Source organism: Microbispora sp. KK1-11, assembly GCF_006874435.1.
GTDB lineage: Bacteria > Actinomycetota > Actinomycetes > Streptosporangiales > Streptosporangiaceae > Microbispora > Microbispora catharanthi.
Genome location: NZ_VIRJ01000011.1, coordinates 1 through 19,179 on the forward strand (window position 1 = coordinate 1; position 19,179 = coordinate 19,179).

Consider the following 19,179-nt stretch of genomic DNA (forward strand, 5'->3'; position numbering starts at 1 on the left):
CCGCGCGCCTGCGGCGGGGCAGCCGCGGCGGTCGACCCTTCGCCTTCGATGCCCACGACTACCGCGCCCGTCATGCTGTGGAATGCGGCATCAACCGGCTCAAACGCCACCGCGCCATCGCAACCAGATACGACAAACTCGCCGTCCGCTACCAAGCCGCCATCCACATAACCGCCATCAACGACTGGCTCACCAGGCTTTGAGACAGGCCCTAGTCGGCGGGCAGGCCGTTGCGGCGGGCCAGTGTGCCCAGAACGCTCCGCAGTGCCTCTGTCTCCTCCGGGCTGAGGCCGTCGGTCAGTTCCGCGTCGAGTTCGGCCGCCGCCGCGGTGCACGTGGCCAGCAGCTCCCGGCCCTCTTCGGTCAGCGCGAGCGTCTGCCTGCGCCGGTCCATGGGGTCACGTTCGCGCCGTACGGCGCCGAGCTCCTCCAGGCGGTCGGCCAGCGACACCACCAGGCTGGGCGCCACGTTCATGAGCTTGGCGATGTCGAGCTGAGAGGTCGCCGTTCCAGTCTCCAGCAGCGCCAGCAGCCCCACGTGCTTGGGCTTGAGGCCGTGGGCGGCCAGGCGGGCCGAGAACCGCTCGGTCATCACGGCCCCCAGTGCGCCGAGCCGGAAGGCCAGAGTGGACGTCAGCGTGACGGCGTTCATTCCTCCAATGCTACCGTCTCAATACCATTTGAACTCTGAACGATTAGTTCGCCGGCCTTCAGGACTTCACGAGGGCCGTGGTCACTACTTCGGCGGTTTCTGCGGGTCCGTATCGGTCTCCCGGAACGTTCCGTCCGAGCCGTACGACGACCGTGTCCGAGCCGGGATCGACCTGGATGACCTGACCGACGTCTCCGGGGGCCGCGTCCTGGGCGAGACCGACGGCGAAGCCCGTGCGATCGGCCGGCCGAGCACGCCGAGCCGAAGGCGGCGGCCGCGACAGTCAGCGCCAGGACGCCCCGCGCGATGAGGGACTCGCTCCGCCGCATGCCCACCTCTCCGCCTTCGGCCACTCCTACCGGTTCGCGGTGTGGCGATTCCAGCCGGTCAGCGCGTACGCCAGAACGTGCCGTCGGCCGAGGGGTCGTCGGGGTCGCCCTGTGGCACGGTGAACCCCGCGCCCCACACCGTCGTCGTCCCGGGCCTGCGCGCGATCGAGAACAGGACGGCGTCGGTGCCGGCCTTCCGCGGGACCGGGGTGCTCCGCCACGCCGAACCCGTGACGTGCCACAGAGTGGGGTTCCAGTTGCCCTGTACGACCCACACGCCGCCCTTGCCGTCGGGCTCCACCTCCGTGTACGGCTGCGCGTTGGTAGCGCCGATCGAGGTGGTCCATGAGCTGCCGTTCCAGCGCATGACCAGGGTGCGGCTGTAGGTCACGTCGTCACCTTCGTCGTCGGCGCCTTCCCAGCTGATCCCGCCGACGGCCCACACGTTGCGGGGGCCCACGGCGGCGATGTCGTTGAGGACCGCGGCGGCGTCGGGGGCGGGCAGCTTGATCGCGGGCGTGGGCGCCGGCGCCCAGGACCTTCCGTTCCAGCGAATGATCGCGGGATGGTCGCCCTTGGTCCCCGCCGCCCAGACGTCACCGGCCTTGTACGCGTCGACGGCGGCGGCGCGGGCCGGCAGCCGGACGCTCTTCCACGAGGACCCGTTCCAGTGCCTCGCCGAGGCCGAGGACTCGGCGACCGCCCAGACGTCCTTCGCGCCCGTTCCGTCGGCGTCCGTCGCGGAGAAGCCGCTGCCGAGCGAGGCGGTGGTCCACGCGCGGCCGTTCCACCGAGCGGCCTTCCCCGGGCCGAAGACCCATACGTCCCTGTTCGAGGTGGCGGTCACGGCCTTCAGCTCGTACGGCGGGGCGCCGGGGATCACCTTCCACGATCCGCCGTCGAACCACTGGACCAGGCCCCGCTGCCTGCCGTTCACGACCCGGTGACCGGCCGCCCACACCGACCCGTTGCCCAGGGCCGTCACGTCGTTGAGGACGTCGTCGCCGGGCAGTGTGTTCACCCTGGTCAGCCGCCACGCCGGGGCGCTCTCCCCGGCCTGGCGGCCCTGGTCGGTCACGCCTGAGGCCGCCACGGCCGGCATGCACGCCAGCCCGAGCGCCGCCACCGAGACGAATACGGTACGCACGATGCTCCCCTCTCGCTCACCAGTACGACGTCTGGGAGAGGGCGTCCGTTCACGCGGGTGAGGGTCGGACTCACTTCTTCTCCGTCCACGGCTCGTATTCGTCGTCCCCGGGGAGCACCCAGACCTTCGCGTCAGGCCTGGTCATCCTCCGTAGCAGCGTCGCCTTGCCGGTCGTCTTCGAGACCCGGTAGACCGCCACCCCCGTCTTGGTCTTGGACCGGACGACCAGGTGTCCCGCCTTGTCGAAGTCGAGGTCGTCGATGTGCTGTCCCCGCGGCAACCGCACGGTCATGGTGCCGCTCGCCTTGCCGGTGCGCAGGTTGAGCAGGCGCAGCTTGCGAGACTCGGGCCACGAACCGACAGGCGCCGCCGCCGTCACATAGTCGTTCGCCAGGGCCGTCGCCCACAGTCGCGTCTTCGACCGCAGCCGAGTGCGCAGCCCCCGGTCGAACACCGTCACCCGGCCCCCGTCGGCTCCTTGCAGCAGCAGTCGCTCGCTGTCCGGGCTGAACCCCCCGAAGCTCCAGTCTGTCCCTCCGGGCAGGGGCAACGTCTTGCCTTTCCGCAGGTCCACCAGGACCCCCAGCCCCGGGGCCGAGGTCCCGGTGACCACGAAACTGCCGTCGCCCGACACCGACGGCCACTCCTCGCCGATCGTGTACGCCTCGATGGCCCGGATCACTCTTTCCTTGCCGTGCAGAGTCCGCTCGGCGAACCGGCCGTCCGACTTGCGGTAATAGAAGAAGTGCCGGCCGTCCCCGCTGATCAGGAACGCCGCCCGCGCCCCGGCGTTGACCGCGTCGCGGGGCGCCACGGCGAGCGCTTCCGGCACCTTCACCACGTCTCCGTTGGTGAGCACCAGTTCCCAGGTCTGCGTCCGCTGGGCGTACGCGATCGTGACCGGCGTGGCGGCCGCCGCGGGCTGTCCGCTCAGCGGAACGGCGGCCAGGAGAAGTGTCGCGAGAACCGTACGCAATCTCATACGGGGTGAGATGCCGGACGACCCCGAAATGTTGCCGGACCTGAAACTACATCGCCTCCGCCTCCGCCTCCGCCTCCGCCTCCGCCTTCGCCTCCGCCTCCTGCGGCGCGGCTCGCCGAGCGGTACGCCGCTGATGCCGGTCTCGCTCGTGCTGACGACGGCCTCGGGGCTCATGGCGATCGTGCGGATGACGGTGTGCACGGCTACGAGGCCGGCGTTCGGTAATCCCTGATCGTGATCGCGGTCGCGGCCTTGCGGATGGGCTCGGTGACCCGCTCGATCATGCGGTTCTTTCCCGGCAGATGCGGCATCAGCCGCAGCATCAGCATCTGGAACCGGATCTGCGCCGTGGACTTCAGCACCATGCCCTTGAGGTTGTTCGCGGCGAGCCTCTGGTTCTCCTCCACGAAGTGCCGCATCTCGCGCTCGTAGGCGGCGAACCCCGTGGCGTGGTCTCCCGCCGCCTCGGCGAGGCAGCCCGCGAGAACGTAGGCGCCGACCAGGGCCAGGCTGGTGCCCTGGCCGGACGCGGGTGAGGCCGCGTAGGCGGCGTCGCCCACGAGTGCCACCCGGCCCGACGACCAGCGGTCCATGCGCACCTGGCTGATCGAGTCCAGATAGAAGTCCGGCGCGTCCTCCATGGCGTCGAGGAGGCGCGGAACCTCCCAGCCCTGGCCGGAGAACAGGTCGGCGAGCAGCTTCTTCTGCTGGGCGGCGTCCCGCCGGTCGTACTCCAGGGGCGGCGAGGAGAACAGGAACATCGCCTTGGCGTCGTCACCGCGCCCGGTGCTGTACATCCCGGTGCTTCTGCCCGGTGCCGGATACATCATCTCCGTACGGTCCAGGCGGAGATGGTTCGGCACCGTGAAGATCGAGATGTAGTGCCCGAGGTCGTGGACGAACCGGGACTCCTCGCCGAAGGCCAGCGCGCGCACGTTGGAGTGCAGGCCGTCGGCGCCCACCACCAGGTCGAACGTACGCGGAGCGCTGTTCGCGAAGGCGACCCGCACACCTTCGGGGGTCTCCCGTAGAGCCGTGATGGAATCGTCGAAGACGTACTCGACGCCGTCTCCGGTCGCCGCGTGCAGGAGCCGGGTGAGGTCGCCGCGCATGATCTCGACGTCGTCGCCCTCGCGGCCGCCGAACAGTTGCGCGCTCATCGTGCCGATCTGCCGGCCGCGTGCGTCGACGAAGCGTGCGACCTGCATGTCCGTGCTGTGCCGCCGCACCTCGTCCAGCAGCCCCATGCGGGCGGCGACGTCGAGTGCCGCGCCCCGAATGTCGATCTTGTAGCCGCCGTCCCGCAGCGAGGGCGCGCGTTCGACGACGGTCACCGCGAAGCCGTGCTCGCGGAGCCAGAAAGCCAGCGTCAGGCCGGCGACGCTTCCCCCGGAGATCAAGATGTTCTTCGTCATGTCCCGAACTGTACAAACGTCTCAATCACTTGTCTAGTACAGATGTGCAAGACATTTGTGCCGACATGGGCTAGGCTCTGAGCATGGGAAACCGGGAAGATCTGCTCGCGGGCGCCAAGCGGTGCCTGATGGAGAAGGGATACTCCGGCACCACCGCGCGTGACATCGCGGCGGCCGCCGGCACGAGCCTCGCCGCCATCGGCTATCACTTCAGATCGACGAAGGCCCTGCTCGACGCGGCCCTCATCGAGGCGATGGAGGAATGGGGAAAGGAGATCGAGCAGACTCTCGCCGCCGACGCGTCGCTCGACGGCGCACCCGCGCAGCGATTCGAGGCGACCTGGACGCGGATCATCGAGTCCTTCGCCAGGATGAGACCGCTGTGGGCCATCCAGTTCGAGCTCATCGCCCAGATGGACCGGCTCCCGGAGTTGCGCGAGGCGTTCGCGATCGCCAACCGGCAGGCGAAGCTGGGCCTGGCGGCGATCTTCGAACACCTGGATCCGGCCGCGGACGAACGCAAGGCGATGGCCGTCGGCGCGTTCTACCAGGCACTGCTCGGCGGGATGGCGTCCCAGTGGCTCGTCGATCCGGAGCAGGCTCCGTCGGCCGGCGATCTCCTCGAAGCCCTGCGTACGATCAGCGCGCGGCTCGGGACGGAGTGACCGGCGGGAATCGGTGGCTCCGCCGATCGAGGCCGGCCGAGCGGCGGGTGGGCGCGTTCCTCGGCCGGCCTTTCGACGGGCGTGTCAGTCCGTCGCGGTCAGGGGTCCGTCGGTGTGCGGAACCCGCTCGGCGGGGATGACGCCCAGGCGGCCCGCCTGGTAGTCCTCCATCGCCTGAATGATCTCGGCGCGGGTGTTCATCACGAACGGCCCGTAGTGCACGACCGGCTCGCGGATCGGCTGCCCGCCGAGCAGCAGCACCTCCAGATTGGGCTCGGCCTGGGGCTGGGCGGTGTCCGCCGCGAGGGTCAGCGACCCACCCGGGCCGAAGACGGCGAGCTGCCCCTTGCGGACCGGCCGCCGCTCGGCGCCCACGGAGCCCTGACCGGCCAGCACGTAGGCGAGGGCGTTGAACTCCGGGTTCCACGGCAGGTCGAGCCGGGCCCCGGGGCTGACGGTCGCGTGCACCATCGTGATCGGGGTGAACGTGACGCCCGGGCCGGCGTGCCCGTCCAGCTCCCCGGCGATCACTCGGAGCAGCGCGCCGCCGTCGGCGGAGGCGAGCAGCGCCGCCTCCCGCCCCCGGATGTCCTGGTAGCGGGGCAGGTGGAACTTGTGCGCGCGAGGAAGGTTCACCCACAGCTGGATGCCGTGGAAGAGCCCGCCGGAGACCACCAGGTGCTCCGGCGGCTTCTCGATGTGCAGCAGGCCGGACCCGGCGGTCATCCACTGGGTGTCGCCGTTGGTGATGGTGCCGCCGCCTCCGTTGGAGTCCTGGTGCTCGAAGACGCCGTCGATGATGTAGGTGACGGTCTCGAAGCCGCGGTGCGGGTGCCACGGCGTGCCCTTCGGCTCGCCTGGGGCGTACTCGACCTCGCCCATCTGGTCCATGTGGATGAACGGGTCCAGCGTCGACTGCGGCACTCCGGCGAACGCGCGCCGTACGGGGAAGCCCTCACCCTCGAAGCCGCTGGGCGCGGTCGTCACCGAGCGAACGGGGCGTGGTGCCGCGACGGCGGGATCCGGTGCGGCGACGCGTGGCAGCGTCAGGGTGTCGGCGGTGACAGCGGGCATGGCCGCCCTCCTAATTGAATATTCAACTTCCGTCGCCTTGAACCACCCGAGATCGCCGGACATTCCCGCCTGCGGATCGTTGTGCGCCCGTCGCATATCGTCACGGCCGGTGGGGAGAGACTGGTATGGGTGGAACCATGATCTCCATAAGCCGTGCTTTCCAGGTCGCCGTACTGTCCCTTGTGGTCCTCCCGATCACCGCTGTCGCGATCGCTCCGCAGGCCGCGGCCGACGCCGGGGCGCCGGCCCGCCGCATGCTGGCGCAGCTGAAGGTCGCCAAGCCGTTGTCGCTTCGCGGTTACAGCCACCGGCGGTTCCAGCCGCGCTGGGCGCACCACAAGGGGGAGTGCGACGCGCGGGAGGTGGTTCTCGCCCGCCAGGGCCGGGGCGTACGGAGGAACGGGACGTGCCAGTCCGTGAAGGGCGTCTGGCGCAGCCCGTACGACGGCAAGGTGCTGAAGAGCGTGAAGCAGGTCGACGTCGACCACGTCGTTCCCCTGGCGTACGCCTGGCGTTCCGGCGCCAAGAGATGGAGCCAGGCGAAGCGGCGGGCGTTCGCCAACGACCTCAGCCGCCCCGAGCTTGTCGTCGTGAGCCACTCCGTGAACATGGCCAAGGGAGGCCAGGGACCGCAGAGCTGGCGTCCGCCGCGCCGTGCCTACTGGTGCCGCTACGCGACCTCATGGATCACCGTGAAGCACCACTACCGGCTCTTGGTGACCCGTGCGGAGAAGGTCGCCCTGCTCAACATGCTCCGCACCTGCGGCAGGTGAACGGACCCGGTGGCGCCGGCGCCGGGGGCGGTGATGCCGTGGATCGTCGCTTTCGACGCGTCCGATTGGAATGTCGGTCAGGCCGTCGATGATGAACACGCCCTGTTCAAGATCCCCCGCGCTGTCCCGTCGCGTTCACGTGCGCGGCTGTCGCTTCTTGAGCATTGGCGTCGGTCTGCAGGACACGGGCGGCGAGCAGCGCCGCCACGGCGGCGCGAGGCGATCGATGGCCTGGGATCAGCCCAGCTGTTTCCAGATGCGCGTGAGCACGTCGAGCTGTGCCGGGTTGTAGAGATCGAGCACGGCGTTGATTATCGCGGCGGTCGCCGCCTGCTGACCGGCCGCCGCGTGCTCGACGGTGCGGGGCGGTGCCGGGTGCTTCCCGTTCAGGACGATCATCTGCGGGAGGATGTGTCGCGCGAGTCGCTCACGGGTCTCCTCGCCGGCGTCCGGCGGGAGCGCGTCGAACTCGTCGGTCACGTCATCTCGCTCGAAGTCCTGCAAGAGCGCCTGCCAGTGCGGGGCGTTGTCGTCGCCGACCACCTGGGTGAGCACGGCGAACAGCGACCGGTCGGCCCGCGACAGCCGCGCGTCGGTCGCCGCGGCCGAGACGCCGAAGGGCAGGTCGGTCGGTACCGGCCGATCCCGCAGCTTCGCGATCTCCGCTCTCGCTTCCTCCAGTCGCGCGATCGTGGCGGCGAGTTCCTCGTCCACGGCGTGCAGGGTTTCGTCGAGCTGCTCCGGTTCGTCCTCCATCTCCGCGATCGCGGCGAGCGAGAAGCCGAGCCCGGTGAGACGGCGGATCTGCAGCAGCCGCACGAGGTGCTCGGTGCGGTAGATCTTGTAGCCGTTCGACAGTCGCTCCGGTTCGTCGAGCAGGCCGATCTCGTGATAATGCCGGACCGTACGCAGGGTCGTCCCGGCGAGTTGCGCGACTTCCCGCGTGCTCCAGCTCACGCCGGCCCCCTTCCCGCGTTCCACCACCAGCCGACTTGAGTATGCCGCAACGGCACAGTGTCCCCTGGACCGGCGACCGCACACCGCGGCGTCGAGGTGCCGACGAAGGAACACAGCAATGCGAACATCGACGAGACCCGCGCGCAGCCGCGTGCGGACTCTCTGGCCCGTGTCGGCAGGAGCCGCGTGGCTCCTCTCCGTACTCTGGGTGGTCACGCAGGTCGGCGTGGGCGGGGTGGCCACCGGTGTGCCGCTTTCCGCCCTGGTCACCCTTCCGGTCGTAGGCGCGTTCCTCTGGCTCGACCGCTGGAAGCCTGAGCGTCCGCACCGCCTGGTGTCGGCGTTCGCGTGGGGAGCGTCGTTCGCTGCGTTCTGCTCGATCTGGTCGCAGCAAGGACTCCAGGCCGTCGTCGACACCACCATGGGCACGGACTTCGGCGCGTGGTTCCGCCCGCTGGTGATCACCCCTGTCACCGAGGAGACCTTCAAGGGCCTGTTCCTGGTGTGGCTGCTGAAGTACCGCCGCGGGCAGATCACCGGCCTGCTCGACGGCGTCGTCTACGCCGGACTCGTCGGAGCGGGGTTCTCGTTCGCGGAGAACGTCCTCTACTTCGGCCGCATCATCACGACCTTCGCCGCGTCGGACGGGTCCGACGTCAACGCCATCGCCCTGCTCGGATTCAGCTTCTTCCTGCGCGTGGTGATGGTGCCGTTCTTCCACCCGCTCATGGTCGCCGTGTTCGGACTCGGCATCGCCGCAGCCGCGAACAAGCGCGGCAGAGGCGCACGCGTCGGACTCGCCCTCGCGGGGCTGCTCGTCGCGATCGTCCTGCACGGCGCGTGGGATTGGGCGGGGCTCGCCGGGAGCGATCCGTTCCTGATCTACAAGATCTACGGCGCCGTCATGGTGCCGGTGTTCCTCACGATGCTGGTCCTGGCGCTGGTGCTGCGCAAGCGCGAGGCCAAGGTGATCGCCGCGGCCCTGCCGGCTCTGGCACGCGACGGCCACGTCGCTCCCGAAGAGGTGACACCACTCGCGAACCTCGCAGAACGCCGCCGCTGGAGGCGAGCCGTCCGACGCCGCTCGGGCCGAGCCGCGGCTCGCGCCACCGGCCGCTACCAGGCGGAGGCGAGCGCGCTCGGCATCCGGGCGGCCCGTTCACGGTCCACCGGTGACCGGGAAGGGCTCGACGAGCAGACGCGGGCGACGGCCGCAGCGAGAGCAGACATGCTTGAGGCACTCACGACCCGAAGCGGCCTGTCACATCAGGGCCGCCGCTACCCGCATCCGAACCGGCGGTGGTGATCGCCCCCACCGTCACGTTCGGCGCGGACGCGGCGTGAGGCTCCTGGAGTGGCCTGGGGGCCGTCAAAGCTGACCGTCGGCGCACAGAGATGCGTGGGTGCCGTTCGTAAGACGTGGCCAGCGCGATCGTTCGTCCTCGGTTCGGGCGTCAGGCCGAGCGAGACAAGCCCGGCCTGTCCCGGGCGGGAGCCCGATTCGTTCCGAGGTCAGCCGGCGCTCGCGGCGCGGGCCTGCTGGATGACCTTGCGGAGGGCCGGGGCCGCCGGACCGCCGCGTTCGGACAGCAGGGCGATGCGCTGCTTGTGCGCCCGTCGTCTGGCCCGCGGGAGGATCGTCCCGAGCTCTCCCGCGGCGGCCAGGCCGACAAGGGCGGCCTCCCGGTCGCCGACCCGGGAGACCGGGCCGGTGAGAGCGGTGGCGACCTGCGCCGTGAGCCGTTTCACCACACGCGTGTCGCGTACACGGACGTGGCTCCTGTTGAAGACGAGGAACGGCTGGCGCAGTTCGACCCTGACCCAGCGTCCCGTCTCGAGTTCGTTGCGGACCGCCCGGACCGTCGCGCGGCCGTCCTTGCTGATCCAGTGCCGCCATGGCCGGGGCCCTGACCGGGCGATCTGGTGCAGCAGGCCGTCGAGGACCGGGTCGGCGAGCCGGTCCTCCGACACCACGCGCACCTTGCCTCCGTCGTCGGCGATCCGGCCGGTCAGCAGCAGGTCGGTGAGCGCGGCCGCGCGCAGCAGGTAGGGGAAGCGGTAGTTCGTCACCACCCGCTCCTTGCGGGGGTCGTAGGCCAGCAGGTAGAGCTGTGCCGTCAGGGAGCCGGGAACGTCCACGCGACTGCCCTCCTTATCAGTCGTCGGGTGGATCGGCGGTGGGAGCTTCCGGAGGCGGGGTCTTCTTGGGGGGCCGGCCGCGCCGGGGGATGCGGCCGGCGTCGCCCGGGAGCCGTCCCGCCTCCGACAGCGCCCGGCGCAGCAGGAACTCGATCTGGGCGTTGGTGCTGCGCAGCTCGTCACCGGCCCAGCGGGCCAGCGCGTCGTGCACCGCCGGATCCAGCCGCAACAGGATGCTCTTTCTTTCCGTCGCCACGGTCTAGTGGTACAGGGAGCCGGTGTTCACCACGGGCTGCACGTCGCGGTCGCCGCACAGGACGACGAGCAGGTTGCTGACCATGGTGGCCTTGCGCTCCTCGTCGAGCTCGATCACGTCGTGCTCGTCCAGGCGGGCCAGGGCGGCCTCGACCATGCCGACGGCGCCGTCCACGATCCGCTGGCGGGCCGCGACGACCGCTCCGGCCTGCTGGCGGCGCAGCATCGCCTGCGCGATCTCGGGAGCGTACGCCAGGCGGGTGATGCGCGACTCGATCACCTTGACTCCCGCCGACGCCACCCGGGCCTCGATCTCGGCCGACAGGCGGCCGGTGATCTCGTCGGCGTTCTGACGCAGGGACAGCATGTCGTCGTGCCCGTCGTACGGGTAGCTGCCGGCGATGTGACGCACCGCGGTCTCGGTCTGGAAGGCGACGAACTCCACGAAGTCGTCGACTTCGAAGACGGCCTTCGCCGTGTCCTCGACCTGCCACACCACCACGGCGGCCATCTCGATCGGGTTGCCGTCGGCGTCGTTGACCTTGGTGACGTCGGTCTCGTGGTTGCGGATCCGGGTCGAGACCCGGCGCTTCTGCGTGAAGGGCACCACGAACCGGAGGCCGGGCGTGCGGACCGTGCCCACGTAGCGGCCGAGCAGCTGGATCACCCGCGCCTCACCCGGAGCGACCGCGGTGAGCCCGGTCAGGACGACGAGGGCCGCCAGGAAGAGCAACACCCCGGCGGCGATCAGGGCGACTCCCGGTCCGCCGCTGCCGTCGGCCGCGAGGCCGGCTCCGACGGGGATCAGCGCGGCCGGGCTCAGCAGGCCGATCAGGGCCAGGATCAGCATCGGCCACCCCGAGACCGCTCGCGCCGTCCGTTCGTGGGTCTGGGGGGCCGGCATGTCGACGGCGATCTGCAGGTCTGTCATGTCTTCTCCTCGGTGTCTAGCACGACACTAGCAAAGTGATATCACTTTTAGCCAGACCCGACCTGGTCGCCCGAGCCGCGACCGAACCCTCAGACGCCGGTTTCCAGGCCGCCGCGCAGGAGCGCGGTGAGCCGCCGGGCGTGGGCCACGTCGGTTGCGGTGAGTGCCGCGCCGCCGACGAGGGCCAGCAGGTCGGTCACGGTGAGTCCGGGCCGTACGGCACCGGCGTCCTGCGCTCGTTCCAGCAGGTCCGACGCGGTGGCGTGGATCGACGTGTGCCACTGGTCGAACAACGCGCTACGACGGCCGGTGGGACCCTCCGTGGCCGCGAGGGCGAGCGGCCGCTTCGTCGCGACGTGGACGACGAACGCGTCCAGCCAGGAGAAGAGCGCGTCGGCCGGGGACGCGTCGGCCGGCAGGCCGGCGCCCTGGCGGCACAACTCCGCCACCTCGTCCGCGTACACGGCGACGAGCAGGTCGGCCCGGGTGGGGAAGTGCCGATACAGGGTCGCGTTGCCGACGCCGGCTCGCCGGGCCACCTCGTCCAGCGCGACCTCGGGCCCCGAATCGGCGACGAGTTCGCGTGCGGCGGCGAGCAGCAGCGCGGCGTTGCGTGAGGCGTCCGCCCTGCGCGTACGGCCGGGCCGCGCGGGCTCGGGACCACTCGACGTCATCCGCGCTCCCTTCCCTTGCCATCCGGGTTCCTTGCCATCCGGGTTCCTTGCTATCCGGGGAGCTCCCCGTTTACGGTAGCAGCCCGAACCGGGGAGCTCCCCATTTCGACGGACGGCGGAGGACCATGACCCTGAGTGCCGATGACCGCACGGCCATCGCGGACCTGATCAACCTGCACGGCCACCTCACGGACGGTGGCGACTTCGACGGCCTGCGCGAGGTGTTCGTGCCCGGCGTGGTCTACGACGTCAGCGATCTCGGCGGCGGGGTGATCGTCGGGCTTGCGGCGCTGCGCGACGCCGCGCTCGCCCTGGGCGAGGCGAACCCCGTCGCCCATCACGTCACCAACATCGTCGTCACGGAGGCGGCGGACGGCCGGGCGCGGGCGCTGTCGAAGGGCCTCGGGGTCAACGCCGACGGGACCACGGGCAGTGTGACCTACGAGGACACGCTCGTGCGCGGCGACCACGGCTGGCGGATCAGTCACCGGACGGTCCGCGCCCGCCGGATCCCCCTGACTCCCTGAGGGTGGTCACACGGTGACGACGACCTTGCCGGCGGGGTGTCCTTCGATGAGATGGCGGATCGCGTCGGGCGCCTCGCTCAGAGGAAAGACGCGGTCGATCAGGGGGGCGACGGCGCCCGACTCGACGAGCCGCGTGAGTTCCTCCAGGTGCTCGGCGCGCTCTCTGCTCATCACCGGGCGCAGCCGCTGACCCCTGAATATCGACCCGGTGAACATCGACAGCAGTGGCGCCCGGAACGTGCGTCCCATGCCCCCGGTGAAGCGGTACGCCGTGTGCCCGCCGCCGACGATCACCAGCGTCCCGCGCGGGGTCAGGGCGCGCCGCAGCAGGGACAGCGGCCGGTTGCCGGCGGTGTCGACCACGACGTCATAACGTGCGCCGTCGCGGTCGATCTGCTCGCGGGCGTAGTCGATGACGTCGTCGGCGCCGAGCGACCGGACGAGCCCGGCCTTCGCCGCCGAGCACACGCCGGTGACGCTCGCGCCGGACGCCTTGGCGATCTGCACGGCGAACGACCCCACGCCCCCCGCCGCGCCGATGACCAGCGCCCGCTGTCCCGGCCGGACGCGGGCGACGTCGCGGACGGCCTGCAGCGCCGTCATGCCCGAGACGGGTATCGCGGCGGCCTGCTCGAACGTGAGCCCGGCCGGCTTTGGCGCGAGCCTGCTCTGCCGCGCGCTCGCGTACTCGGCGTACGAGCCGCTCTCGCAGGTGCCGTACACCTCCTGGCCGGGCTGGAAGCGGGTCACACGGGCGCCGACGGCCGCCACCACTCCGGCCACGTCACGGCCCCGGACCGCGACCTTGGGCCGGCGCAGCCCGAAGCCCGCGAGGCGCATGAGGTAGGGCCGGCCGGTCATGAGGACCCACACGCCGGGGTCCACAGCGGCGGCGCGGACCTCGACGAGCACCTCCTCGTCGCCGATCGAGGGGCGGTCGACGTCGCGCAGGCGGAGCACGTCCGCCGGGCCGTACGCGTCCTGGACGATGGCTCTCATGGCGTTCCTTCCGGGAGGTCGGGGTACTGGAACACGTCGTCGAGCGGAACATCGAACACCCGGGCGATCCGGAATGCCATCTCCAGAGACGGCGAGTATCGCCCCTGTTCGATGGCGATGAGGGTCTGCCTGGTCACGCCGATGCGTTCCGCGAGTTCGGCCTGGGTCATCTCGTCGTGGGCGAACCGCAGCGCGCGGATGCGATTCGTCACGCGTGTGGGCTTCACCACTCCGGAAGGCTCCTGCGATAGACGATGATCTTGGTGATTCCGCCGAGGATCGCCGACAGCACGAAGCAGAGGTAGACCACGTTCGCGATCCAGAACCGGTCCCACCCGGCCACGGCCATGAGCATCGCCGCGAGCGCGCCGAGGACGACGAACGCCTGACCGGTGTGGTCGCCGAGCCGTCCGATCTCCCTGTCGCGGACGTCGACGACCCTCGATGCCCCGGGGGTGACGATCGCCATCCCGATCTCGGCCACGATCGACGCGGCGATGGCCCCGCCGACCGACCACAGCAGGGCGGCGGTGTACGGCACGTCGGGTAACGGGCCTCCGTCCGCCCGTCTGAGGACGGCGACGACGTACGCGGCGTAGGCGAGCACGGCGACGACCAGCCTGATCCAGGCGCGCTTTTCGATGTGAGTCACGATCCGCTCCTTGTGATGTACAAAATCTTTGACATCACCAAGGTAGCGAATCTTTGACCTCGTGTACAGAATCTTTTACATGGCCAGCGGTCAGGCGCCGGCGGACACCTGCTCGGCGCCGATGACCTTGAGGAACTGCAGGGACTCGTAGGCCGGGGACCCGGGCTCGGCGGTGAAGATGACCACCTGCTGCTCCTGGTCGGGCACGGTCAGCACGTCGAAGTCCAGCTCGATCGGCCCGACGCGCGGGTGCCGCACGGTCTGGCGCAGGTGCCGCTCGATGTGGAACCGCTGGGAGTTCCAGAGGCGGGCGAACTCCTCGCTCCCGGCCAGCAGCTCCTCGACCAGGCTCCTCAGCTCGCGGCTGCCGGGATAACGGGTGACGGCGACGCGCAGGTAGCTGACCGCCGTGACGACGAACCGCTCCGGGCTGCCCATGCCGTAGTGCCGCCGCTCCGGGTCGGGGTGCAGGAAGTAGCGCCGGATGACGTTGCGCTCCTGGCCCGCCAGCGCGGAGAAGTCCTCGAACAGGGCCGCGGCCAGCGGGTTCCAGGCCAGCACGGCGCAGGTGTCGTCCACGACGATCGCGGCGGCGTCGGTCAGCCGGTTGAGCAGGTTCAGGGTGCTCGGCCGCACCTCGCGTACGGGCTCGGCGGACCGGCTCTCCTCCCGCTCCCCGGCCAGGTGGAACAGGTGGGCCCGTTCCTGGTCCGACAGGCGCAGGGCGCGGGCGATCCCGTCGAGCACGCGCCGTGACGGGTGCCGGCCCCGCGCCTGCTCCAGCCGCGTGTAGTGGTCCACCGAGATGTACGCGAGCTGGGCGACCTCCTCGCGCCGCAGCCCGGGGGTGCGGCGGCGGCGTCCCTCCGGCAGGCCGACGTCGGCGGGACTGACCTGCTCACGCTTGCCACGCAGGAACTTCGCCAGGCCAAGCTTGTCCATGCCTGTGACCGTACGTCGGAAATCGACTGCACCGACCGCATAGCCAAGGACTCCTGGTCCCTGGTTGTGCGGCACGGCCCGGGGCGACGGTGAGGTCGGCACCGGCCGACGGCGCACACGGACGCTCCGCCGGTCACCGACCTCACGGAAGGCACACGATCATGCGGATCTTCATCACCGGTGCGAGCGGCTACGTCGGCGCAGTCGTGGCCGAGCACCTCGTCAGGGCCGGCCACGAGGTGGTCGCCCTGGCCCGCTCGGACAACGCGCGCGAGCGGGTCGAAGGGCTGGGCGCCAAGGCGGTGCCCGGAAGCCTGCGAGACCTCGACGTGCTGCGCGGCGCGGCCGCGGCGGCCGAGGCCGTGGTCCACACCGCCGTGGACTACACCGATCCCGAGATGGGCGAGATCGAGCGCGACACCCTCGCGGCGCTGCTGGGCGGCCTGGACGACGGCGGCGCGTTCGTCTACACCAGCACGGGACTTGTCTACCCGGACCGGCAGGGCGCGACCGTGGACGAGGACCACCCCGTCACCCCGGAGACGTCGGCGCAGCCGTACAAGGTCCTCGGCGAGCGGCAGGTCCTGGCGGCCGGCCATGTGGCGGGCACCGTGATCCGGGCGGCGCTGGTCTACGGGCGCGGCGGGTCGGGCCTGCTCCAGGGGCTCATCGGCGCCGGCAGGCAGAACGGGATGGTGCCCTACATCGGCGACGGCGCCAACAAGTGGTCGTCGGTGCACGTCGACGACCTCGCGGCACTGTACGTCGCCGCGCTGGAGCACCGCGAGCCCGGGGTCGTCGTCAACGCCGCCTCGGCCGAGCGGACCCCGATCCGGCGGATCGCCGAGGCCGTCGCCGGTCTGACCGGCGCCCAGGCCGTGTCGCTGACGCTGGAGCAGGCGGTCGCCGCGATGGGGCCGGCCGTCGGCGCGATGGGGCCGGCCGTCGGCGCGCTCACCCGTTCGTCGCCGATGGACGCCTCGCGGGCGCGACGGCTGTTCGGGTGGGCCCCGGAGCGGCCCGGACTGATCGAGGAGTTGACGACCGGCTCCTACGCGCGGTCCTGATCGGCGGCTCGTTCCGTCCTCGGGCACGGTCCGAGGCGCGGTCTTGGGCGCGGTCTTGGGCGCGGGCTGAGACACAGGGCACGCCGTACGCGCGGGCCGTGCCTGCGCCACCAGGCCCGCGCCCAGAGCGCCTGGAACGCGACCGCGGACAGCAGCACCACCGCGGCGTCCAGCTCGGCGAGCGGACCGGCGGGGGCGGCCAGCGCGGCCACCGCCCTGCACAGCAGCGTCAGCGTCGCGGGCGCCGTCACCGCGAACGCCACTCCCAGACAGGCCGCAGTGCCCGCGACCAGCAGCACCGCGTACGCCCTGAGGGCGCGGCGCTCCCGGCGCGGCAGCCCGGCGATCGGGTCGGAGGAGGGGCGGCGCAGCAGCCGCAGCGCCAGGTGGCGGGCGTAGGCGGAGGCGTCGCCGTACATGTTGCGGCACCCGCTCAGGTCCTGCAGCAGGAAGTAGACGTCGGTGCGCATGAACACGAGGAACTGCGTGGCCAGCATGCCGAGCGAGGTCAGCGCGACCAGCGAGAGCGCGGGATGGCGCCCCAGGACGGCGGTCAGGAGGAGCGCGGCGGAACAGACCGCCGCGTCCGTCGCCATCCCGGCGAGGTAGACCGTCAGGCGGACCCGCCGGCCTGCCAGCCACACGCCGGACACCTCGGTCTGGACGGCCAGGAACTGCAGCCGGGTGCCGAGCCGGATCCTGCCCGGCACCCCGGCGGCCCTGGCGGTCGACAGGTGGGCCATCTCGTGCAGGAAGATCAGCATCCAGCCGACCGCGATCTGCGACGCGAGCACGAGCGTGCCGCGCTCGCTCCACAGCAGGTCGCGCCAGCCCGGCAGCGTCTCCCGCCGCGCGACCGCCGTCGCGATCCCGGCGGCGATCAGGCCGGCGACCAGCAGGTGGGCCAGCGGGTGCAGCGTCCACCGCACGTGCCCGGGGCGCAGCCACGGAAAGGTCGGCGGCGCGGCGGGGGCGGCCGGCCCGCCGGGCTCCTCAAGGAAGCCCAGCTCGCCCAGGGCGCGGACGAAACCGCGGACGTCGAGCTCCGCGCCGGTCTCGGCCCGCAGCCGCCGTTCCGTCTCCTCGACCGTGGCGCCCGCCGACAGCAGCCTGATGGCCCGCATCCCCTCGTACGGCACGGCGACGAACGCGTCCCCGTCCGGGCGGCCGACGATCCACTGGGAGCCGTCCTGCCGGAACGCGAGGTCGCGCAGCCGGACCACGGTCGGCTCTCCCATCGCGGGCCTCCAGACGCGGAGTCAGGGGCGGAAGGTCCCGGTGCGGTGCGAACAGCCGGGCAGGAGGTCGCGCGTCCGGTCGGAGATCACGGGCGGCGGCAGCGGGGCGACCTCCCGCTCGACGTACGCCCGCACGTCCTCTCCCCGGCCGTAGAGTTCCTCGATCGCGGCCAGGCAGGGGCCGACGAGAGCGGGATCGGTGATCCGCCGGGCGCCCACGTGTGCGCCGATCTCGTCGTAGCGCACCTCGTAGAGCAGCGCGGGGCCGAGCACGACGAAGACGGTGCCGGCGTTCGCCACCCTTCCCTCCCTGGGTTCCGGCTGCCGGCGCTTCGTCAGTTGCCGACGCTGTTGCTGCTGGTCGTGGTCTCGATCTTGTCGAGCAGCCGGATGGTGATCGTCGTCTTCACCGGCACGACGGCCTCGTCGACGGGCTCGGTCTCGTGCTCGTTCGTGTTCATCCGGTTCCTCTCGGGAGGGGAGGGGACAAGGATGTTCTCGCGAGAACCCGTTCATGATTCGTCCGTTGACCGGAGACGGTCAAGGTTTTCTTTTGTTCATTCAGCCGGCGTCGATTTCGGTCATTCGCCGCATGGAATTGTGCTCCGATCCGCCGGCCCGGGTCCCGCACACCGGGCAGCCGGGGCGAGGCGGATGCCGGACCCACACGTGGTGGTCCGCGGCGATCAGGTTGACCCCCTGGATGGTGCCGACCGGCGGCACGGGCACCCCGGTCAGCAGCCCGAGCAGCGCGTGGGCGACGAGCTGGCCGGACACGCCCGCCGAGGTGGCGATCACGCCGGGCCCGCCGAGGTGCACGGGCGTGCCGGGGCGGCGCCGCGCCTCCTCGCCGCTGCTCAGGCACTCGTAGCAGGCGCCCGCTCCCGGCGCGAAGCACCCCACGGTGACCAGCGGCCCGTTGTATCCGCCACCCGCCCAGGGGATGTTCGCGGCGGCGCAGGCACGGTTGGCCCACACTCTGATGCCGTGCCCGGTGGGCCGGTCCGCGCAGAGGGCGAGCGCGTCGTAGCCCGCGATCAGGTCGTCCAGCTCGCGCCTGCTGCCGATGTGGCGGCGTGCTCCAGTGACGGAGATGTCGGAGTTGACGGTCCGCAGCCGGGCGACGGCCGCCTCCGCCTTCGGGCGCCCCACGTCGTCCTCGCCGTAGAGCACCTGGCGGTTGAGGTTGGACAGCTCGACCAGGTCGGGATCCACGCAGTGGATCGCGCCGACGCCGACGGCGGCGAGCGCCCAGGCCGCGTGGCAGCCCGTGCCGCCGAGGCCGAGCACCACGACCCGCGCGGACTTCAGCCGGAGCTGGGTCTCCCAGCCGTGGCCGCGCGGCACGACGTCGACCGTGCGGAAGAACGCGTGATTCCTGCTGTAGCGGTCGAGCTCGCGCTCGCTCAGCTCGCCGGGCGGCACCGCCGCGGCGTCCTCCACATATCGGGTGGAGGACAGTTGCTCGACGATCGACGCGGGGTCCGGCAGCTCCGGATGGGCCAGACGCAGCCGTTCGGCGATCTCGTCGCGAGAACGCGTGCCGTCCATCAATGTGAGGGCCGTCCACGCCCAGCCGTACGGGTCCGCGATTTCGGCGGCGATCCCGTAAATCTCGCCGCCGATGCGAATGGTGCCGTCCTCGTATCGGTGAGGCCGGTGCTCGAATTTCACGCGGGGCAGTCGCACGTGACGACGATTAGTGGGCGATAACTGCGCGAGTCAACACTTATTTCTGCAAGAAGGAAAAAGGGGTCGGCC

Annotated in this window: 23 protein-coding genes and 1 pseudogene; 6 read left to right on the forward strand and 18 right to left on the reverse strand. The window is 71.0% G+C overall.

Annotated features, from left to right (window positions below; all coding sequences use genetic code 11):
* Positions 1 to 203: pseudogene (locus FLW16_RS17320) on the forward strand (IS5/IS1182 family transposase); the annotation flags it as partial.
* A gap of 8 nt (positions 204 to 211) precedes the next feature.
* Here FLW16_RS17320 and FLW16_RS17325 read toward each other — a convergent pair.
* From FLW16_RS17325 to FLW16_RS17340, 4 genes are all read right to left on the reverse strand, one after another.
* Complete coding sequence (locus FLW16_RS17325; RefSeq protein ID WP_185949462.1) at positions 212 to 652, reverse strand: MarR family winged helix-turn-helix transcriptional regulator; 441 nt, start codon at positions 650 to 652, stop codon at positions 212 to 214.
* A 387-nt stretch (positions 653 to 1,039) separates the two neighbouring features.
* Positions 1,040 to 2,128 carry a hypothetical protein gene (locus FLW16_RS17330; protein ID WP_142561147.1) on the reverse strand — a complete coding sequence of 363 codons (1,089 nt, stop codon included), beginning with the start codon at positions 2,126 to 2,128 and terminating at the stop codon, positions 1,040 to 1,042.
* Positions 2,129 to 2,198: 70 nt separating this feature from the next.
* Positions 2,199 to 3,110, reverse strand: a complete 912-nt coding sequence (locus FLW16_RS17335) for a WD40 repeat domain-containing protein (protein ID WP_142561148.1) — start codon at positions 3,108 to 3,110, stop codon at positions 2,199 to 2,201.
* Between the two features lie 203 nt (positions 3,111 to 3,313).
* Positions 3,314 to 4,525 (reverse strand): FAD-dependent monooxygenase, encoded by a 1,212-nt coding sequence (locus tag FLW16_RS17340; RefSeq protein WP_142561149.1) that lies wholly within the window; start codon positions 4,523 to 4,525, stop codon positions 3,314 to 3,316.
* 83 nt (positions 4,526 to 4,608) lie between these two features.
* Here FLW16_RS17340 and FLW16_RS17345 point away from each other — a divergent pair, with 83 nt between their 5' ends.
* On the forward strand, positions 4,609 to 5,190 hold the full coding sequence (locus FLW16_RS17345) for a TetR/AcrR family transcriptional regulator (protein ID WP_142561150.1): 582 nt from the start codon (positions 4,609 to 4,611) through the stop codon (positions 5,188 to 5,190).
* Between the two features lie 84 nt (positions 5,191 to 5,274).
* Here the strand turns inward: FLW16_RS17345 and FLW16_RS17350 are convergent, their stop codons facing one another.
* Complete coding sequence (locus FLW16_RS17350; RefSeq protein ID WP_142561151.1) at positions 5,275 to 6,264, reverse strand: pirin family protein; 990 nt, start codon at positions 6,262 to 6,264, stop codon at positions 5,275 to 5,277.
* A gap of 137 nt (positions 6,265 to 6,401) precedes the next feature.
* Between FLW16_RS17350 and FLW16_RS17355 the strand changes: the two genes are divergently transcribed.
* Positions 6,402 to 7,037: an HNH endonuclease family protein gene (locus tag FLW16_RS17355; RefSeq protein ID WP_142561152.1), complete on the forward strand. Its 636-nt coding sequence runs from the start codon at positions 6,402 to 6,404 to the stop codon at positions 7,035 to 7,037.
* A 237-nt stretch (positions 7,038 to 7,274) separates the two neighbouring features.
* Here FLW16_RS17355 and FLW16_RS17360 read toward each other — a convergent pair whose 3' ends face one another.
* A complete protein-coding gene (locus FLW16_RS17360) occupies positions 7,275 to 7,994 on the reverse strand; it encodes a MerR family transcriptional regulator (protein ID WP_142561153.1) in 720 nt (239 codons plus the stop codon).
* Positions 7,995 to 8,163: 169 nt separating this feature from the next.
* On the opposite strand from FLW16_RS17360, the gene FLW16_RS17365 reads away from it, so the two are divergent.
* On the forward strand, positions 8,164 to 9,300 hold the full coding sequence (locus tag FLW16_RS17365; protein ID WP_185949463.1) for a PrsW family intramembrane metalloprotease: 1,137 nt from the start codon (positions 8,164 to 8,166) through the stop codon (positions 9,298 to 9,300).
* A gap of 206 nt (positions 9,301 to 9,506) precedes the next feature.
* Here the strand turns inward: FLW16_RS17365 and FLW16_RS17370 are convergent, their stop codons facing one another.
* The 4 genes from FLW16_RS17370 to FLW16_RS17385 form a co-directional block, all read right to left on the reverse strand.
* Positions 9,507 to 10,133, reverse strand: a complete 627-nt coding sequence (locus tag FLW16_RS17370) for a GPP34 family phosphoprotein (protein ID WP_142561155.1) — start codon at positions 10,131 to 10,133, stop codon at positions 9,507 to 9,509.
* A 16-nt stretch (positions 10,134 to 10,149) separates the two neighbouring features.
* Positions 10,150 to 10,389: a hypothetical protein gene (locus FLW16_RS17375; RefSeq protein ID WP_142561156.1), complete on the reverse strand. Its 240-nt coding sequence runs from the start codon at positions 10,387 to 10,389 to the stop codon at positions 10,150 to 10,152.
* A gap of 3 nt (positions 10,390 to 10,392) precedes the next feature.
* The gene (locus tag FLW16_RS17380) at positions 10,393 to 11,319 is read right to left on the reverse strand and encodes an SPFH domain-containing protein (protein WP_142561157.1); all 927 of its coding nucleotides are present in this window, start codon (positions 11,317 to 11,319) and stop codon (positions 10,393 to 10,395) included.
* A gap of 89 nt (positions 11,320 to 11,408) precedes the next feature.
* On the reverse strand, positions 11,409 to 11,993 hold the full coding sequence (locus tag FLW16_RS17385) for a TetR/AcrR family transcriptional regulator (protein WP_142561158.1): 585 nt from the start codon (positions 11,991 to 11,993) through the stop codon (positions 11,409 to 11,411).
* A 125-nt stretch (positions 11,994 to 12,118) separates the two neighbouring features.
* Here FLW16_RS17385 and FLW16_RS17390 point away from each other — a divergent pair, with 125 nt between their 5' ends.
* Entirely contained in the window at positions 12,119 to 12,520 is a 402-nt protein-coding gene (locus FLW16_RS17390; protein ID WP_142561159.1) for a nuclear transport factor 2 family protein, read from the forward strand.
* A gap of 6 nt (positions 12,521 to 12,526) precedes the next feature.
* On the opposite strand, the gene FLW16_RS17395 is transcribed toward FLW16_RS17390, so the two are convergent.
* The 4 genes from FLW16_RS17395 to FLW16_RS17410 form a co-directional block, all read right to left on the reverse strand.
* A complete protein-coding gene (locus FLW16_RS17395) occupies positions 12,527 to 13,519 on the reverse strand; it encodes an NAD(P)-dependent alcohol dehydrogenase (protein ID WP_142561160.1) in 993 nt (330 codons plus the stop codon).
* Positions 13,516 to 13,731, reverse strand: a complete 216-nt coding sequence (locus tag FLW16_RS17400; protein ID WP_396686467.1) for a helix-turn-helix transcriptional regulator — start codon at positions 13,729 to 13,731, stop codon at positions 13,516 to 13,518. Before FLW16_RS17400 ends, FLW16_RS17395 begins: the two co-directional genes overlap by 4 nt.
* A gap of 11 nt (positions 13,732 to 13,742) precedes the next feature.
* Complete coding sequence (locus tag FLW16_RS17405) at positions 13,743 to 14,171, reverse strand: hypothetical protein (protein ID WP_142561162.1); 429 nt, start codon at positions 14,169 to 14,171, stop codon at positions 13,743 to 13,745.
* A gap of 90 nt (positions 14,172 to 14,261) precedes the next feature.
* On the reverse strand, positions 14,262 to 15,113 hold the full coding sequence (locus FLW16_RS17410; RefSeq protein ID WP_142561163.1) for a helix-turn-helix transcriptional regulator: 852 nt from the start codon (positions 15,111 to 15,113) through the stop codon (positions 14,262 to 14,264).
* Positions 15,114 to 15,274: 161 nt separating this feature from the next.
* Between FLW16_RS17410 and FLW16_RS17415 the strand changes: the two genes are divergently transcribed.
* On the forward strand, positions 15,275 to 16,180 hold the full coding sequence (locus tag FLW16_RS17415; RefSeq protein WP_142561164.1) for an NAD-dependent epimerase/dehydratase family protein: 906 nt from the start codon (positions 15,275 to 15,277) through the stop codon (positions 16,178 to 16,180).
* On the opposite strand, the gene FLW16_RS17420 is transcribed toward FLW16_RS17415, so the two are convergent.
* From FLW16_RS17420 to FLW16_RS17430, 4 genes are all read right to left on the reverse strand, one after another.
* A complete protein-coding gene (locus FLW16_RS17420) occupies positions 16,165 to 17,418 on the reverse strand; it encodes a hypothetical protein (protein WP_185949464.1) in 1,254 nt (417 codons plus the stop codon). The genes FLW16_RS17415 and FLW16_RS17420 overlap by 16 nt on opposite strands.
* 21 nt (positions 17,419 to 17,439) lie before the next feature.
* Positions 17,440 to 17,718: a DUF6879 family protein gene (locus tag FLW16_RS17425; protein WP_142561165.1), complete on the reverse strand. Its 279-nt coding sequence runs from the start codon at positions 17,716 to 17,718 to the stop codon at positions 17,440 to 17,442.
* A 35-nt stretch (positions 17,719 to 17,753) separates the two neighbouring features.
* Positions 17,754 to 17,879, reverse strand: coding sequence for a hypothetical protein (locus FLW16_RS45225; protein ID WP_260615350.1), 126 nt, complete (start codon positions 17,877 to 17,879; stop codon positions 17,754 to 17,756).
* Positions 17,880 to 17,979: 100 nt separating this feature from the next.
* Positions 17,980 to 19,107 carry a ThiF family adenylyltransferase gene (locus FLW16_RS17430; RefSeq protein WP_221891134.1) on the reverse strand — a complete coding sequence of 376 codons (1,128 nt, stop codon included), beginning with the start codon at positions 19,105 to 19,107 and terminating at the stop codon, positions 17,980 to 17,982.
* Positions 19,108 to 19,179 lie beyond the last annotated feature (72 nt).

Excerpts from the sequence above, each read along its gene's own strand:
- FLW16_RS17325 (WP_185949462.1), bottom strand. The coding sequence starts at position 652 with ATGAACGCCGTCACGCTGACGTCCACTCTGGCCTTCCGGCTCGGCGCA.
- FLW16_RS17335 (WP_142561148.1), bottom strand. The coding sequence starts at position 3,110 with ATGAGATTGCGTACGGTTCTCGCGACACTTCTCCTGGCCGCCGTTCCG.
- FLW16_RS17340 (WP_142561149.1), bottom strand. The coding sequence starts at position 4,525 with ATGACGAAGAACATCTTGATCTCCGGGGGAAGCGTCGCCGGCCTGACG.
- FLW16_RS17345 (WP_142561150.1), top strand. The coding sequence starts at position 4,609 with ATGGGAAACCGGGAAGATCTGCTCGCGGGCGCCAAGCGGTGCCTGATG.
- FLW16_RS17350 (WP_142561151.1), bottom strand. The coding sequence starts at position 6,264 with ATGCCCGCTGTCACCGCCGACACCCTGACGCTGCCACGCGTCGCCGCA.
- FLW16_RS17355 (WP_142561152.1), top strand. The coding sequence starts at position 6,402 with ATGATCTCCATAAGCCGTGCTTTCCAGGTCGCCGTACTGTCCCTTGTG.
- FLW16_RS17380 (WP_142561157.1), bottom strand. The coding sequence starts at position 11,319 with ATGACAGACCTGCAGATCGCCGTCGACATGCCGGCCCCCCAGACCCAC.
- FLW16_RS17385 (WP_142561158.1), bottom strand. The coding sequence starts at position 11,993 with ATGACGTCGAGTGGTCCCGAGCCCGCGCGGCCCGGCCGTACGCGCAGG.
- FLW16_RS17390 (WP_142561159.1), top strand. The coding sequence starts at position 12,119 with ATGACCCTGAGTGCCGATGACCGCACGGCCATCGCGGACCTGATCAAC.
- FLW16_RS17395 (WP_142561160.1), bottom strand. The coding sequence starts at position 13,519 with ATGAGAGCCATCGTCCAGGACGCGTACGGCCCGGCGGACGTGCTCCGC.
- FLW16_RS17410 (WP_142561163.1), bottom strand. The coding sequence starts at position 15,113 with ATGGACAAGCTTGGCCTGGCGAAGTTCCTGCGTGGCAAGCGTGAGCAG.
- FLW16_RS17415 (WP_142561164.1), top strand. The coding sequence starts at position 15,275 with ATGCGGATCTTCATCACCGGTGCGAGCGGCTACGTCGGCGCAGTCGTG.
- FLW16_RS17420 (WP_185949464.1), bottom strand. The coding sequence starts at position 17,418 with ATGGGAGAGCCGACCGTGGTCCGGCTGCGCGACCTCGCGTTCCGGCAG.
- FLW16_RS45225 (WP_260615350.1), bottom strand. The coding sequence starts at position 17,879 with ATGAACACGAACGAGCACGAGACCGAGCCCGTCGACGAGGCCGTCGTG.